At 44.6% G+C, this 16,380-nt stretch carries 18 protein-coding genes; all 18 read left to right on the forward strand.

Going from position 1 to position 16,380, the window contains the following annotated elements; genetic code table 11:
- Nucleotides 1-42 precede the first annotated feature (42 nt).
- The 18 genes from AC55NX_RS04120 (at nucleotide 43) to AC55NX_RS04205 (ending at nucleotide 16,366) form a co-directional block, all read left to right on the forward strand.
- On the forward strand, nucleotides 43-447 hold the full coding sequence (locus AC55NX_RS04120) for a DNA polymerase III subunit psi (protein ID WP_496994577.1): 405 nt from the start codon (nucleotides 43-45) through the stop codon (nucleotides 445-447).
- Nucleotides 444-887, forward strand: a complete 444-nt coding sequence (gene rimI, locus AC55NX_RS04125; RefSeq protein WP_496994578.1) for a ribosomal protein S18-alanine N-acetyltransferase — start codon at nucleotides 444-446, stop codon at nucleotides 885-887. Before AC55NX_RS04120 ends, rimI begins: the two co-directional genes overlap by 4 nt.
- 638 nt (nucleotides 888-1,525) lie before the next feature.
- Nucleotides 1,526-2,929 (forward strand): undecaprenyl-phosphate glucose phosphotransferase, encoded by a 1,404-nt coding sequence (locus AC55NX_RS04130; protein WP_496994579.1) that lies wholly within the window; start codon nucleotides 1,526-1,528, stop codon nucleotides 2,927-2,929.
- Nucleotides 2,930-3,007: 78 nt separating this feature from the next.
- Complete coding sequence (locus AC55NX_RS04135) at nucleotides 3,008-3,547, forward strand: polysaccharide biosynthesis/export family protein (protein ID WP_496994650.1); 540 nt, start codon at nucleotides 3,008-3,010, stop codon at nucleotides 3,545-3,547.
- 37 nt (nucleotides 3,548-3,584) lie between these two features.
- The gene (locus AC55NX_RS04140) at nucleotides 3,585-5,777 is read left to right on the forward strand and encodes a GumC family protein (protein WP_496994580.1); all 2,193 of its coding nucleotides are present in this window, start codon (nucleotides 3,585-3,587) and stop codon (nucleotides 5,775-5,777) included.
- Nucleotides 5,758-6,507 (forward strand): hypothetical protein, encoded by a 750-nt coding sequence (locus AC55NX_RS04145; RefSeq protein ID WP_496994581.1) that lies wholly within the window; start codon nucleotides 5,758-5,760, stop codon nucleotides 6,505-6,507. Before AC55NX_RS04140 ends, AC55NX_RS04145 begins: the two co-directional genes overlap by 20 nt.
- 14 nt (nucleotides 6,508-6,521) lie before the next feature.
- The gene (locus tag AC55NX_RS04150; protein ID WP_496994582.1) at nucleotides 6,522-6,920 is read left to right on the forward strand and encodes a VanZ family protein; all 399 of its coding nucleotides are present in this window, start codon (nucleotides 6,522-6,524) and stop codon (nucleotides 6,918-6,920) included.
- Between the two features lie 233 nt (nucleotides 6,921-7,153).
- Nucleotides 7,154-8,203: an O-antigen ligase family protein gene (locus AC55NX_RS04155; protein ID WP_496994583.1), complete on the forward strand. Its 1,050-nt coding sequence runs from the start codon at nucleotides 7,154-7,156 to the stop codon at nucleotides 8,201-8,203.
- Entirely contained in the window at nucleotides 8,200-9,531 is a 1,332-nt protein-coding gene (locus AC55NX_RS04160) for a flippase (protein ID WP_496994584.1), read from the forward strand. The genes AC55NX_RS04155 and AC55NX_RS04160 overlap by 4 nt, the downstream gene beginning before the upstream one ends.
- Entirely contained in the window at nucleotides 9,521-10,510 is a 990-nt protein-coding gene (locus tag AC55NX_RS04165; RefSeq protein WP_496994585.1) for a glycosyltransferase family 2 protein, read from the forward strand. Before AC55NX_RS04160 ends, AC55NX_RS04165 begins: the two co-directional genes overlap by 11 nt.
- A complete protein-coding gene (locus tag AC55NX_RS04170; RefSeq protein ID WP_496994586.1) occupies nucleotides 10,507-11,664 on the forward strand; it encodes a glycosyltransferase in 1,158 nt (385 codons plus the stop codon). Before AC55NX_RS04165 ends, AC55NX_RS04170 begins: the two co-directional genes overlap by 4 nt.
- 134 nt (nucleotides 11,665-11,798) lie before the next feature.
- Nucleotides 11,799-12,338: a serine O-acetyltransferase gene (locus AC55NX_RS04175; RefSeq protein WP_496994587.1), complete on the forward strand. Its 540-nt coding sequence runs from the start codon at nucleotides 11,799-11,801 to the stop codon at nucleotides 12,336-12,338.
- A gap of 2 nt (nucleotides 12,339-12,340) precedes the next feature.
- Nucleotides 12,341-13,366 (forward strand): glycosyltransferase family 4 protein, encoded by a 1,026-nt coding sequence (locus tag AC55NX_RS04180; protein ID WP_496994588.1) that lies wholly within the window; start codon nucleotides 12,341-12,343, stop codon nucleotides 13,364-13,366.
- A gap of 33 nt (nucleotides 13,367-13,399) precedes the next feature.
- Nucleotides 13,400-14,152: a heparin lyase I family protein gene (locus AC55NX_RS04185; RefSeq protein WP_496994589.1), complete on the forward strand. Its 753-nt coding sequence runs from the start codon at nucleotides 13,400-13,402 to the stop codon at nucleotides 14,150-14,152.
- Nucleotides 14,142-14,591, forward strand: a complete 450-nt coding sequence (locus tag AC55NX_RS04190; protein ID WP_496994590.1) for a hypothetical protein — start codon at nucleotides 14,142-14,144, stop codon at nucleotides 14,589-14,591. The genes AC55NX_RS04185 and AC55NX_RS04190 overlap by 11 nt, the downstream gene beginning before the upstream one ends.
- On the forward strand, nucleotides 14,588-15,061 hold the full coding sequence (locus tag AC55NX_RS04195) for a glycosyltransferase (protein WP_496994591.1): 474 nt from the start codon (nucleotides 14,588-14,590) through the stop codon (nucleotides 15,059-15,061). Before AC55NX_RS04190 ends, AC55NX_RS04195 begins: the two co-directional genes overlap by 4 nt.
- Nucleotides 15,062-15,089: 28 nt before the next feature.
- Complete coding sequence (locus AC55NX_RS04200; RefSeq protein WP_496994592.1) at nucleotides 15,090-15,533, forward strand: acyltransferase; 444 nt, start codon at nucleotides 15,090-15,092, stop codon at nucleotides 15,531-15,533.
- Nucleotides 15,534-15,550: 17 nt separating this feature from the next.
- A complete protein-coding gene (locus tag AC55NX_RS04205) occupies nucleotides 15,551-16,366 on the forward strand; it encodes a polysaccharide deacetylase family protein (RefSeq protein WP_496994593.1) in 816 nt (271 codons plus the stop codon).
- The last annotated feature ends 14 nt before the right edge of the window (nucleotides 16,367-16,380 follow it).

The raw sequence follows: 16,380 nt of genomic DNA on the forward strand, positions 1-16,380 counted from the left end.
TATTCCGACTCTCTCTTTTATTGGTTCATTGGGCTGACATTCATGCAAGAGCGTCAACAGTATTATCTACAGGAAATGGGGATTCAGAACTGGCAGCTCATTCATCCTGAGCAAATGCAGGGTGTGGTTCACACACAGTATGCGTTGCCATCATCCTGTAAATTGTTATTTGTCAGTCCGGTTTTGCCTGAAGGTTCTCAGGCTGTCATGTTTGAAAAAGTGCTCAAGAGTTTTCATGTCTCTCTTGCCGAAGCACGTCATATCTATCCTCATTCGCTTGATTTGGTCTCTCTGGCCGAGATTGAATGGATCTGGTTTGCCGGTTGTTCTGCACCGGAAGGAATGACGGCAAAACAGCTAACATCACCTTTATTGAGTCAGATTGACGGTCATCCCCAGCATCGTCGCGACCTCTGGCGTCAAATTTGTTCTTATCAGGCTTCATGAATATTTCGATTATCCCGATGTCCTCTGATCATTTGGATCAGATCTATCAAATTGAGTGTCGGGCTCACTCGTTTCCTTGGAAAGAGTCGATCATCCGTGCACTGGATAGTCGTGGCGCTTGCCATCATACTTTGTTGATTGATGGGCGTGTCGGGGGCTATTTTTATGCTCAGAATATTGTCGGAGAAGTCTCATTGCTCAACATTGCCGTTGATCCGGCTCATCAGGGTAAAGGACTTGGCCGGCAACTGCTCGCGTATTTTCTCGCTTTTTGTGAACAACATGCTGCAGAAAGCGTATGGCTGGAGGTGAGAGCGAGTAATCTGCCAGCGTATCAGCTCTATATTCATGCTGGTTTCAATGAAGTGGATCGCCGCTTTGGCTATTATCCGACTGAAAATGGACGTGAAGATGCGATTATCATGAGCTATTTTCTATAATCATGCCCTGATTGCATCTTGTCTGATGCATCGTCCTCGATCCGCATTTCATCCCCTTGGTATCACCGGTCAGTCAAGATCGTTTTTCAGACATGACGGATTCGATTGTTATTATCAATGAAATTAAAATAATTGAAGCATTTATCGCTTTAAATAAATAATTTTGAGCAGAGTGTCTCATTATTGATGTTCTGACAGCAAAATAACATTTCTATGTATCTGCCATGATGTTGATTCGTTTTTGTATCGATATAACTTGACTGTATAGTCAATAAAAATAATGCCATAAGTGGTATTTTTTTAACGTATTTTATCATTATTAATCATTGTATGAATCTTGTGTCTCATTTTTAAGAATGACGGGAATATAAGCGTGATTTGCTTTTATTAAGATTGAAACAATAGTGACTGATGTCGCATACTTTCGTTATGGTCAACTTCACATTTTGACAAATAAAGTGAAGCGGCTCTTTTGATTTTGGTAAGTGGATGCTGATTCGTTTCTTTAAAAATCACATATAAACAATGGGTTGGCTTGATTTTAACCTTTATGCCATAGCGTCATTTACTCAGTTTGTGGGGTGCTTCACCCAAGGGCGGTAGCATACTAAATTTATATTGGTTAGGTGGAATGTCAGATGGGATATGGTAGTCGAATTAAATATTATGGAGAAGAGTCATCAGTCGGATTTAAGATTGTTGATATCTTTGTTATTTCAATAATTTTATTCTTAGTATCAGAGTCATACTTAGATGATTTCACAAATATCTATCAATTAATATTGAGTTTATTTGCTATTGTTTATTTTGTTGTATCTGATATCGCGGGTGTGTATCGGCCATACAAATACCTTTCATTTAAACAGAATTTCTTTGCGATACTGATGACTTGGAGTATTTGTGTCGCGTTATCTCTCATCGTTGGCTTTTTCCTTAAAATTAGTGAGGATTATTCTCGTCTGGTGATCGGTTTATGGTTCGGTCTGACCCCGTTTTGTCTGGTGGGATGGCGCTGGTTGGTTCACGGAATGTTCCGAGTGATCTTCCCCGGAGATAAACATCGCAGCAAAGCCATTATTATCGGTGCGACAGGGACCGGCCTCCAGTTGGCTCAGGAGCTCAAACAGCACCGCTCCAGTCGGGAAGTGCTGGTCGGTTTCTATGATGACCGTAGTCTGGATCGAATTGGCTTACATCGCCTCTCTTGTCCCCTACGCGGGAAAATCGATGATGCACTGATGCTGGCGAAAAGCCGCAGTGTGCAGAAAGTTTATATTGCGCTGCCGATGGAAGCAGCCAAACGAATTAAACAAATCTTAAATGCATTCGCTGACTCCAATGCTCACGTCTATGTTGTTCCTGATTTCTTCACCTTTGATCTGATGCAATCGCGGCTGAAAAACATCGGTAAAGTTGTCACATTAAGTGTGTATGACACGCCTTTTTACGGTTTTACTTCGCTGATTAAACGTATCGAAGACATTATCCTCGCCTCAATGATCATCACGCTGATTAGTCCCGTTCTGTTATTTGTTGCCATTGGCGTGAAACTGTCATCTCCGGGCCCGATTATTTTCAAACAGGAGCGCTATGGTCTCGACGGCAAGCCGATCAAAGTCTGGAAATTCAGATCAATGCGGGTCATGGATAATGGTTCGGTGGTGAAACAGGCAACCAAAAATGATCCTCGCGTGACCCGATTCGGGGCTTTCATTCGCCGTACTTCTTTGGATGAGTTGCCACAGTTTATCAATGTGATTACCGGACAGATGTCGATTGTCGGCCCGCGCCCGCACGCTGTTGCTCACAATGAGGAATATCGAGGGCTGATCGATAAGTATATGCTCCGTCATCATGTCAAACCCGGCATTACCGGCTGGGCTCAAATTAATGGCTACCGAGGAGAAACCGATACACTCGATAAGATGGAAAAACGGGTTGAGTTTGATTTGAGTTATATCCAGACATGGTCTCTGTGGCTCGATTTAAAAATTATATTCTTGACTGTATTTAAAGGATTTGTCGGAAAAACAGCGTATTAATTCACCGTTTTCCGAGTTTCCGAGAATGGATTTTAGAGTTCTGATAGGTAAGTGATGTTGAAAATAATATTAAAAAGCATGGTCTTATGCTGCATATTCTTTTCTGTTTTTTCTAGTGCAGCCGAATATAGATTAGGTGCCGGAGATACAATCAGAATTTCTGTATATGGGGAGCCCGACTTATCGTATGAACAGTATCTCATCGATAGTGGGGGAACAATGGATTACCCTTATTTAGGTAATCTGGAACTAAAACATAAAACACTTAGTGAACTTAGAAATATGATTGTCAGCGGTTTGAAAGGTGAGTACTTGGTCGATCCGAAAGTGACAATCAATATTGTGAAATACCGAAATATCTATGTGAATGGTGTGGTTAATTCTCCGGGCGGATACGAGTATCAACCGGGCCTGACTGTTCAGAAAGCGATTGCTCTGGCTGGCGGATTTCTCGCGAAATACCGCAAAACGCGTGGTATCTATTTAACCAAAGATGAAGAAATCGAAGGATTATCCCAAGATCAGATTGAGGAATTACTGAAAGGTAAACACGAAGTCGAACTGAATGAAACCGTACATCCCGGTGATACGATTTATGTCGTGAGTTCTTTTTGGTAAGTCCGAAAATATAAAATAGATTAAGGCAAGGTAAAAAATGCAAGAGCACTTTGAAGATAATGCCAATCAACAGAATGACATGATTGATCTGACACATTATCTGAATTTAATCAAGAGAAACTGGATCTCAATATTTATATTCTCAGTATTGGTGACCGGGCTGTCAGTATTCATTGCTCTGTCTTTAAAGTCGAAATATACCGCAACGGCTACCTTACTGATTGAATCAAAAGAAAGACAGGCGATTTCAATTGAAGATGTTGTCGGTATCGAACCGAATCAAAAAGAATACTATCAAACACAGTTTGAAATATTGAGATCCAATCAGATTGCTGAAAAAGTGATTCATAAATTGGCTTTGGATCAGAAGGAAGAATTTAATCCGCTGCTGAGTCAGGAGACAGGTATTGTCGAGACGATAAAGTCCTATCCTGTCATCGCGGCATTGCTTGGTTCGACGAATGAAGAGGAAGGGCCGGATCCTGAGTATGTTCGTCAGAAGGTGTTGGATGCATTTAAGAAAAACCTTGAGATTACACCGATTTTAAAGACTCAGTTGGTCAATATCAGTTTTACGTCGGAGGATCCTCAACTGGCTGCCAAAATCGCTAATGAAGTGGGGTATGCTTATATTGAAAATAATCTCGAATCGAAAATCTCTGTGACTCAATATGCGTCAAGCTGGATAACATCACGTTTATCTGAATTAAGAGAACAGTTGGCGGACTCTGAAAAAGCTCTCTCTGATTTTTTGATCAAAGAGAAATTGATCGACGACAGTGGTATTGAATCTCTTGCCAGTAAACAATTGGCAAGTTTGACTGAGCGGTTGGCACAGGTTCGCGATGAACGGATTGAAATTGAATCGGCCTACAGAGCATTAACTTCGGGAAGTGTTAAAGATATCGCTTCTTTGTCTGCGATCCCTTCGATCTCTCAGCATCCTCAGGTAATTGATATTCGGAATGCGGAGCTGGAAGCCCAGAATGAAGTCAATGAATTGAGTAAACGCTATGGGCCGAAGCATGACAAAATGATCGCCGCCCAAGCTAAATTAAAATCGATTGAAGATCAGGCGCAACGTGTCACTCATAAATTGATTCGGGGTATCGGCAAAGAGCTTCAGGCAACGAAAGAGCAAGAAGCACTGTTGGTTCAGGAAGTCACGCGAGAGAAGAATGATTTTCAGGACTTGACGGTCAAGAAAAGCAAATATGATTCATTACAGCGTGAAGTTGAAACCAACCGGGAGATCCTCAATCTCTTCCTGACGCGGCAAAAAGAAACTACCGCGACCAGTGATTTCGACTCAACCAGTGCTCGGTTTACGGATCAGGCTTTGATTCCGCAGCTGCCCAGCGCGCCGAAACGCAAACTGATAGTAATTGCTGCATTTATTCTCAGTATCGGGATGGCGATTGGCTTTATCATCATGCTTGATCTGCTGAAAAACACCATTGAATCCGCTGGCGATTTTGAAGATAAGTTCGGCTTAATTCCTATTGGTGGTATTCCGGTGGTGAAATCCAAACGATTCCGTAAGAAACCCATCGATAGCAGTATCTTTACGGATGAAAATGAAGTGGGCTTTAGTGAGTCGATTCGGTCGATCAGAACCTCTCTGCTGGTCAATCATATCGACAGGCAGCACCGAAAAATTGCCGTGACGTCATCGTTACCTGAAGAGGGTAAGACCACGGTTTCTCTGAATTTGGCGATTTCATTTGCCAAAGTTGAGCAAGTGTTATTTATCGATCTCGATTTACGTAAACCGGCCGTTGCCGAACGGTTTGGTTACAAAAAATATCAGCAAGGGCTCACTAACCATTTGTTGATGAATACACCATTAAGTGAATGCATCTTTAAAGATGAAGCGTCAGGTTTATCTGTTTTACCGGCCGGAATGCTAGCGGCGAATCCTCAGGAGTTGCTGAGTTCTCGCCAGTTGAAAGCGTTACTGACAGAGCTGGAAGACAGTTATGAACGGATCATTATTGATACACCGCCAACGTTACCGGTCAGCGATTCTTTAATCATCGGACAGTGTGTCGATTCTGTTGTGCTGGTGGTAAAAGCGAATGCGACGAAGCAGACATTGGTGAAAAAAGCGATGACGAAACTCATCAGTCATCAAGTCACGCTTGCCGGTGTGGTCGTCAATCAGGTCACTCAGAAATCGGGTGCGGCTGAGTATGAGTATGGTCAGTATTATGGCTATGCGGAAAACTGAAATCTGGCAATGTAACTCAGGGATGACGGGAATGAATTGCTCGAAAATTTCACAATATGCGCTGATTGGGATCTCCGTATGGATGATCATCTTTTCGGTCCAGGCATTGATAGGAAGTTTGTACAGCAACGTCGTCCATCTGGGAATTGAGCGCATCGACCAATCGGAGCATCAGATGACCGATGCGCTTGTGCAGTTGAATCAATTCAAAGATGGAATGTTGTCATGGGATGACGACAATCCGGAGAATCTGTCAATGGCTGCCTACACCGCGTTACTCAATAGTTTTTCTGCAAAGGGATTTGAAAGAGAGCAGTATTTACAACAAAGCGATCATTATAACTGGCAATCGATCCGACGCAGACCTCTGTTTCCCGACGGCTATGCACAGGAAACGGAACTGCTTGCCTTATGGGAAAAACCATTTGATGAAGTGAGCGGGGTTTTGAATATGGCTGAGACGTTCGGACCTTATGAAAAATATACCGCAGAAACAGCGATGAATGTGTTGTTTAAGTATTGGGCACAGCTATCTCAGCAACAGCGTTTGAATGCGGTTCATTATATGACAGCGCATGAAAAATATGGTCTGAAACGGTGGCGGTTGAATGAAATATTCAAAGTCTCCCCTTACAAACAACAGTTTTGCAGTCTGGCTGTTTTTATTCGTTTGCCATTGTGGACGTGTGGCAATTTATCGGATGCTGCACTCAATCATCCTCATGAGTAGAGGGGGGCGTTTGAATGAAGCGATACTGGATCCTGATTTTGGCTGTCGCTGTGGTTGGAATACTTTCACTGAGTAAGAGTGTTGGTGTCGGGTCGCAACATGTGATTGCTCTGGAACAGATTTTAGGCGGAGATAAACACCTCCATTTTTTGTGTGCTTTTGTGTTGACTTGTCTGTCGGTTTGGGTGACCCGAACCAGTGCGGACAAGAATACGACAGTCCGCTTGATTGGCTGGCCGACCTTGGTTGTTGTTGTACTCATGATGCTGGATGAATCCTCTCAGTTTTGGCTGAAGAGGCGTGAATTCTCAGTCGAGGACATGATGACGAATCTGCTTGGTGTCGCGATTGCATTGTGCATTGCAACGGGTGTGAATTACATACTGTCAACTAAAGCGCGTTTTGATGACTAAATCCTGATTACTCAGGAAGATAGCAATCGAACACAAAAGTGAGTTCAATGAGATTCCACAAAAACACGTTATATAGTCTTTTAATTTCGTCTAATTTGCTATTTTTGACTTTGTCTAATGGTTTGTTCAAACGCCCGATTCTGACTCTATATCTGCTTATTTTTTTGTTGTTGTCATTGCGGCCGTCGATCATCAAACAGATGTTTTCATTATGTCGGCGTTGCTATCCATTGATGATCGTTTTTGCATGGTGTGCGGTGACGGCCCAATGGTCGCCATGGCCGAAAGTGACTTACTATGAATTATTTTGGCAATTGATCTTATTCGGTTATGTGACGCTGTTTGTACTCCATTTCTATGCGATCAATACCCAGCGAGTGGTGTATTACACTTTCTGTATCTGGCTACTTTTAACTTATCTTTTAGTGATAAAAAATGATTTATTGGCCGGGCGGTTACTGGAAATTTCAGGGGCATTTGCCAATAAAAATAATTTAGGGCCGATTATCAGTGTCTTTTTATTCTTTTATATCTATTCGGTTCAGCGTTGGAATTTATTGAGAGTGGGGATGTTGCTGGCCACATTTTTACTGCTGCTGGCGACTTTATCCAAGACATCTATTGCGCTGTTTGTGCTAGTAATGGTGCTTGCCTGGTTTATTTTCTCTTGGGACAAATTACTGGTTCATCGTTTTCGCCGGCTTTATTACGGCAGCGGCCGTATTGTCGGGCTTGGTGTGTCAGCCACCTTAGTACTGATGCTGGTGCTCTATTACCGGGATATGGTGGACTGGCTGTTAATGAATGTTCGGGAAGAGTGGTTGACCGGCCGCGGACAGCTTTGGTTGGTGATGTTGAATCAATCCTACGAAAAGCTTTTTTTTGGCGTGGGTTACTCCGCGGTTTGGGGATTGGGGGACAACAACCTGATCCAAGAAACGGAACTCGCAAAATATGCGCCGGAATGGGTTGAAAAGCTGGCCGCATCCGATGGTGGCTATGTTGATATGCTTATCTCTATCGGTGCTATCGGGACAGCGCTTTTTGTCTACACCATTTGTGATTTTTTTATGGCCTTTTATACATCACTGCGAACTCAGAAAAACGTCGCAATGACAAAATTATGTTTTTGTGTCGGAACGTTTGTTGTTTTGAATAATGTCACTGAGACGAAGTTTTTATTGGGTTCTGGCTTTAGCTGGTTTTGTTTTCTCTTCTGTTACGTGTTGTTGAAATACATCACAGGCAAAGAGAGTGTTTTAAAAAATAAAGTGTCGTCATGAGTAATATTCGAAAGTTAATTTGGTTCAGTCTGGACAACCTCGGTGGCGTGTTATTTGGATTGTTCAGCATCGTCTTTATCGCCAGAATTTATGGGCCGACGAATATGGGATATCTCTCTTATATTCAAGCGTTGGCGAGTATTCTTTCTTGTGTGTTTATTCTGGGAATGGATAACGTCGTGATGAAAGAATATGTACAGCATCACGAGAAAAAGCGTGTGTTTTATGCAGTTTCTCTGGTGCGATTGGTCGGTGGCATTATATTCTTCGTCGCGGTTTTCTGCTGGGCATATTTTTTCAGCAAAACACCGGATGAACTAGTGTTGGCGCTGTCACTCACCGCTTGCGTCACCACTTATTTCGGTAAGTCCTCGGCGTTTAGGCTCTATTTCCAAGCCACTGAACAACCAAGAATTTTGTCAATTTCCACGGTGGCATCTCGTGTGGCGGCCATCGCCTATATTTTGGGGGTGATTTACTTCCAGCTGAGTTTTGTCTGGGCCATTTTCTATCTGGTTGTGTACTCGGTCGTTGCTCAGGTGATTTTGCTGTGTGAATTTTATCGCGAGACCAAAGACGAGTTATTCCCGGCGATTGCCGATAGTCTTCGATACGCCAAACAGCTTCTGAGTGAATCGAAATTTGTCTTTTTCTCTTCAATTCTGTTTCCGATCTTTATGTACTTTGATGTGGTGATCATCGAAAAATTCCTGTCTCCTGAAGCGGTTGGGTTATACGGCGTCGCAACGAAGCTGGTCATGCAGTTACTGTTCGTCGGTCATATTTTTGTCTTCGCATTTTTTACCCGTCTCAATCAAGAGCTCAATGAACAGAAGCTGGATGGTCATATTTTCAGAAATATTGTCCGGTTGATGATTTATTGTTCTGTCGGCGGCGGTATTTTTGTCAGTTTGACCGGGGACTATATCGTTCATCTGCTTTACGGAGAGCAATATCAAGGCGCGGGGATTATTCTCAAGATCCTGATCTGGAAACTGGTGTTTTCTTACTTCGGGGCGCTGTTTTCCCGGGTGCTGATTATCAGACAGTGGACCAGTATTGAACTGACTAAAACGATTGTTGCATCAACGGTTTCTCTCTGTGCGTCGATCGTGGCCGTGCAGATTTGGGGCGCGACTGGTGTGGCAACGGTGTCAGTGGTTTCTTATGCGATTGCTGATTTATTCGCTTATCTGCTGTTTCCCCGGACTCGTATTTTTTTCGTGGTTGTTGTTCAAGAACTGGGACGTATTTTTATCCAGCCAGTCGAGGCGTTCAGACAGAGTATTGCGTTTCTGGTAGAGGGGCGTCAGCGTTATGGAAATTAGTATTATTATCCCTGCATACAATGCAGCAGAAACATTGTCCGATACGCTCCGGTCTATTTTTGCCAGCTGCCCTGAAGATGATTGCCGTTTTGAAGTGATCGTCATTGATGATGGTTCAAGTGATGCGACACAAGCCCAATTAGAGTCGCGGTTTGCACCGCAATTGCATACCGGCAGATTGCGCTATCACTACCAGCGCAATGCCGGGGTTAGCGTGGCCAGAAATACCGGACTGAATCTGGCTCAGGGGCGTTATATCACATTTGTCGATGCAGATGATGCTGTTCAGCATGACTATCTTATCCGTCTTTATGAGCTGATTCACCAGCACCCGGATGTCGATATCTTCGAGTTCGGCTATCAAACTTTTCGTAATCAGGTTGAGAACGTACTGGGGACCGGGCATGTGACGCGCTGTCGAGGCTTGAATGCCAGGCAACAAGCATTCGAAGGTGCCGTTTCATCATTTGTCTGGCTAGTGATGTGTCGTTTGATCAAAGCCGATGTGGCAAAGTGTGCTGCTTTTCCGGCCGGGGTGAAATATTGTGAAGATTTGATGTATTTGTGCGCAGTCTATGCTCAGGCGCGGTCATGTTATGCCAGCGAGCTGGCGTTATATCGTTATCGGATTGGTGAAACCAGTGCGATTTCCCGGGTCACGATGGCACAGTGTCAGCAGGTTCGTGATTTTCTCCATGAGCATGTGTTTCATGATCATCAGGTCAATCACTTTGAACCATCAAACAGAACTACAGATACCGCGCATCTCAAAACGATTGTGGACGCGAACTTGTACTACATGAGTCATTCGGCAGGCAAACGGACGATGCCATTCTTTGACTTTTGTCGTCAGGTTAAACGTTTGCCGGTTCTGACGATTTGCAGACTCTATACCCAAGGTCTGTTATCCCGTCGTAAAACGATGATCTGTCTCTTTCCCTCGATTTATTTTTTCGGCCATAGGATGAAACGGCGATGAGAATTATTTTTCGAATTTCTTATATGGGATTCGGCGGGGCAGAACAGGTGTTTCTGTCCGTCGCCAGAACACTCATGCAGGAGCATGAGGTGCTATTCGTCACAGATCGCGCCGAGGGGGCGAGTTACGCCACACTGTTGAACGAAAATATTCCGGTGCGCAGTTTGGATGTGAAGCGAACGTTCATGAGTCTGTTACGTTTTAAGCGGGTGATCGATGACTTTAAACCTGACGTGATACTTTCTGCTTATCCGGATACCAATGCGGCCTGTCTTTTGTCCGCATCCATGGCACGCCATCAGGCCAAAGTTGTGGTCAGTGAACACGCCTCGATCGTTGAACATTTTCAGCATAAATCTGCATTGACTCGGTTGAAGGTTCGTCTGATTGTGCAGTGTCTCTATCGGATGGCCGATCAGGTCGTTGCCGTATCTGAAGGGGTGATGAACGATATTGTGCCGTTGGTTAAGCGGGCCGATAAATGCTGTTTTATTCATAACCCGGTACGTTTCAATCAGGCGGCTCCGGCATTCGATTCGCAGCAAGCGCAGCAGCCTGATGATAGTTTGCAACGCCAAACTGGCGAGGATGTTTTAGCGGCAAAAAGAGGTGTTCCCAAAACCATTTTGGCTGTCGGGCGGGTTACACCACAAAAAGATTACATGACTTTACTTCGGGCTGTCCGTTACCTGATAGAGACACAACATCAACATGATATACAAGTCATGATTGTCGGCGGTACACATGATAAGGCCGAGATGGCCCGATTAACTGAGTATATCGACCAGCATCAATTGCAGTCTTACATTACGTTTGTCGGGTTTTCGGACCAGGTCGAGCGCTATTACGCTCAAGCCGATTTGTTTGTTCTGTCTTCCGCGTGGGAAGGTTTTGGTAACGTGATTGTTGAGGCGCTCGCGTTTGGTGTGCCGGTTGTGTCAACCGATTGTCGCAGTGGACCGGCTGAAATTTTACAAAATGGTCAGTTCGGGCGCTTGGTCTCCGTTGGCGATAGTAGTGCGCTGGCGATGTCGATCATTCATGAGCTAGACACACCATCCTGTTCTCGTGAAGCGCGTTTACAACGCGCCGCACAGTTTTCTGAGCATGAGATCAGTGAACGTTATAAAACGCTGTTTGAAGCATTGGTTTAAAGCTCTGGTTTAAAGCATTGTGACCCACGAATCGGTTGAACGATGAGATGTTTCAAACGTGGTTTTAAAATTCAGTGGGCTTTTTAAAATAGTGGGTTGTTTAAAATAATGAGTGAGCTTAAAGGTTTTCGTAGATGTTGAATCATGTCAGGGCGGATGTATTTCGCTGGTATGGAAAATACAGCAGGCTGCTGTTGGTTAAGGCATTGCTTAGCCAGAAGGGATTTCGTTTTGTTTTGCTAATGCGATTGGCGAAACATAGCCGGCGTATTCCGGGACTCAATTTATTGAGTATCTTCCTCTATAAGGTAGCCAAGATCGTTTATACCAGTGATGTTAATTATCGAGCCTCAATCGGACCGGGACTGAGGATGCACCATGTGTTCGGTACGACTTGGGGAGAACATGTCACGATCGGTCGGAATGCGACGATTGTACATAATGTCACCATTGCCGGTAAAAACGGTGCGTGGCCGGTGATTGGTGACAATGTCTATCTCGGTTCGGGCTGCTGTATTCTCGGCGGCATTCGTATTGGCAATAATGTGGTGGTCGGTGCCAATGCGGTGGTGACCAAGGATGTTCCTGACAATGCCATTGTGGCCGGTATTCCTGCCAAAGTGGTGTCAGAAAAAGGGTCTGCGGAATTGATTGTTCACCCATGGAGTGACTGAGTATGGATATTATCGTATTAGGCACCGGTCAGAATGGCGGGATTGATGCTGTGATTAACAATCTGAAGCTCAATTTGAATCAGCAGTTTCGCTATCGGCGGTTTATCAGCCATAAAGGGGAAAATAAATTATTCGACCTGATGCTCGCATTGTGGGGATTATGGGTCGTTTTCTGGTTATCCCTGCTTCCCGGGGAGCGTATCTTCCACCTGCACATGTCTTATCGCGGGAGTTTCTGGCGAAAGAGAATGTATCTGAAAGTGGCGCAGTTCTTCGGTCGTAAAGTCCTGATTCATTTACACGGCTCTGAATTTAAAAAATTCTATCAGGCCAGTGATGCCAACGTGCAGCAGAAGATTCGGGAACTCATCTATAACGCGGATGCTTTTATCGTCCTTTCGCAGTCATGGCGGGAGTATATTGAGTCGATCCTGGAGTCGCCACAACAAGCCAATCTGGTGGTCTTACCCAATTTTGCCGTTGTCGCACCGTCTCCCGGCGCTCTAGGGCAGCAAAATCATGTGTTGTTTCTGGGGGCACTGATTGATCGAAAAGGTATTTTTGACCTGTTACGAGCCTTACGCGATCTGCCGGATGTGGTTTTGCATGTCGGTGGCGGTGGTGATGTGGCGCGTTTTCAGCAGGCGGTCGCTGAGTTGAGGGTTGAAAAACAGTTGGTATTTCATGGCTGGATTGATCATGAGAAGAAAGCACAGTTGATGGCCGAAACGCAGCTCTTGATTCTGCCATCTTATAACGAAGGATTGCCGGTCGTGATTCTTGAAGCCATGGCTGCGGGGCTCCCCGTATTGTCAACTCCGGTTGGCGGTATTCCTGAGGTGATCGTTCCCGGACAAACCGGTTATCTGGTGGAACCGGGTAATATTGAACAGTTAACCGCAGTGATCCGTCAGGCGCTCCATGACGACGCTCGGCTCAGCATGGCCGATAATGCGAGAGCGCTTTATCAACAAAATTACGATGTGTCGGTTGTGATGCCGCGCTTAGAAAAACTATATGTCAGTTAAGGACTATATGTCAGTTAAGGTTAGGTTATGATCATGAGGAAAATTCTATATCTATGTCTCTTTGGGGTTCTAGGGAGCTATTCAGCGATGGCAATGGCAACAGCCTGTTGCAGCGATGAGCAGAAAGCTGAGAAGCTGAAACAAGTGATTGAGTATAATCAACCCGCCGAACAATTCTTTTTTGAAGCCGATCCAAAGGCCATTGCGATGAAAGATGATGGGGTGCAGTTTATTCTGACGGGGAATAACTCCTATATCTTTAACGGTGAACGTTCGGAAGTGAGTGTTCAGAGCCCGTATGAGGTTGGTGATACGGTTCGTTATCAGTTCTCTTTCAAGTTGCTGGACTCTCCGGTCTTTTCCGAAGGATGGGACGGGATTTGGGTGATTGTCGCTCAGTGGCATGATCAACCCGATCCGAGAAAAGGGGAGACTTGGTCGAATTATAAGAGTAGCTCTCCGCCGCTCTCCTACCAGCTCGAATATGATGATCAACTGTATCTGGTGCTGCATACGGCTAATCACGATGAAAGAATCCCGGTTCGACCCCAACAGCAGATTACCTGTCGCACTCAGGTGCACTGGCTCTATGAAATCGATGGACAGGTTTCAGGCTGGTGTGATGTTGATGGGGAGCGTCATCCCTTTGATTTCACCGATAAGATCATGATTAACGATTACTACCACTATTTTAAATTTGGTTTATATCGTGACAAAAATATCGATGGGTTGATGGGCATCGAATATAACGCACTGACGATCAATGAGGTAAATGATGAAAAATAAGATACTGTTGGTTGCTTCTCCGGGCGGGCACTTTGTTCAATTGAGCCTACTCTCCGAAAAGCTCGATTGTTGTGAAAGGATCGTCGCGGGCACGTATGATAAGCAGCCCGGCTTTATGGCGGGAGAGCGCTATTATCAAATTTCTGATTTCAGCCGGGATACGGCTTATCTGGCAATTAAAGTGGTATTCCAGTGCTTGAAGATCCTCCGCAAAGAGCGCCCGTCTCTGGTGGTGACCACCGGGGCGGCTCCCGGGTTGGTGATGGCGCTGCTGAGTAAAATGAGTGGGATAAATACAGTCTGGGTTGACAGTATCGCTAATTCGAAAAAATTGTCGTTGTCAGGGCGGTTAGCTGCCAAGTGTCGTATTCATGTGGTCTCGCAATGGCGGGAGGTCGCTGAATCCCATCAGGTGACCTATCAAGGAAGAGTGATATGATTTTTTTAACTGTAGGGACACAGCTGCCGTTTGATCGTTTGGTTCGGACGGTAGATCAGTTAGCTGAAAAGTATCAGCTGGATGTGAGCAGCCAGATCGGTGAGTCTGACTATCAGGCCAAGTCCATTCAGAGTGCGAAATTTTTTGCGCCCGATGAACTTGATGAGCAGTTTCGCCAGTCTGAATTGATCATCTCTCACGCAGGGATGGGGACGATTATCAATTGTTTGCGGATCCGCAAGCCGTTAATTATTTTCCCCCGGTTGGCTCAGTATCAGGAACATCGCAATGATCATCAGTTGGATACCCTGAATTCATTTTCAAATGTGAAAGGGATCTATACCGCCCGGGATGAACAAGCGCTTGAAGCATTGCTGAGTGATTATCAGACATTACAAGCGCCCGACGGACTGGATACGCCGGAACGTGATCAATTGGCGCAATATATTCTGTCACTGGCAAGTGCGTGATAAGCAGATGTTAGAGTAGATATTCACAATGATGAAAAAAATAAAAGACTTTATCCAAATCCAGGTTCGACAACGTCTGTTATCTTTGAATGTATGGTATCTCAACCGATTTTTCGGGACACACATCGATGCAACGGCCAGAATTTCTTTAAAAGCTAAAATCGATAAACGCAATGGTGATGGGATCTACATTGGTGAAGGGACATACGTTGCTTTTGGAGTGGCGATTTTGGCCCATGACATGTGCCGTCATCTCAAAGCGGACGTACGTATCGGTAAAAATTGTCATATCGGTTGTAATTCGCTGATCTTACCCGGCGTTACGATTGGGGATTCATGTATTGTGGCTGCGGGGGCCGTCGTCACCAAAGATGTCCCGTCTAACACGCTAGTGGCTGGGAATCCGGCTATCGTAAAAAAAGAAGGTATTCAATTGAATCGACTCGGTATTTTTCCAAAAAATTCAGATTGATAATCAAAGGGTAATGAATGATAAGTACAAGCAATCTACGTAAACATTGGCTAAAGTTAAAATTCGGCTATTTTTACATCGGAATGATGATGACTTTCGTTACACCTTTCCAAGTAAATGCTGACACAATCACATTTCCCAATGGGGCGCATGTTGCGGTGCATCTTTCATATGATGATGCGCTATCGTCTCAGTTGGACAATGCCGTTCCGGTTTTAGATAAATACAATATCAAGGGCTCTTTTTATCTGCTGCCCGGTTCAGAGACACTCAATAATCAGCCGCAAGTTGATGCCTGGAAGAAAGCCGCACAAAACGGACACGAGCTGGGAAACCATACCGTGTTCCACCCATGTTCTTCAAAAGGCCCGGACCGGAACTGGGTAAAATCTTATGCTTCTCTGGAGCAGCGGACACCGGAATGGATGGCTGCTGAAGTGAAGATGGCGAATACATTCCTGTTTTTACTCGATGGGCAAAAAAGCCGCACATTAACGCTACCATGTTTTGAGTCCATGACAGGGAGCGGCGATTATCTGTCGGCTGTCCGCCCTCTGGTCGCCGGAGTCTATGGACAAACATTACCCAAACCGAAAGAGGTTTACTGGTCTGCTCATAATGTCTCTGGTAAACAACTGATTAACTACATCAAGCATTCAGCTGCAAATCCGCAGACCAAAATTATCGGGATTAAATTTCATGGGGTTGGTGGCGATTATTTATCCGTCAGTAATAAAGCACATCAAGAATTGGTACAATATCTGGCCAAGCATCATGATAAATATTGGGTAACGACATATAAAAATATTGTTAATTACATTAATCAGCAGTAATCCTTTCCTGCGAT

The organism is Vibrio rubrogenes, from assembly GCF_059641415.1.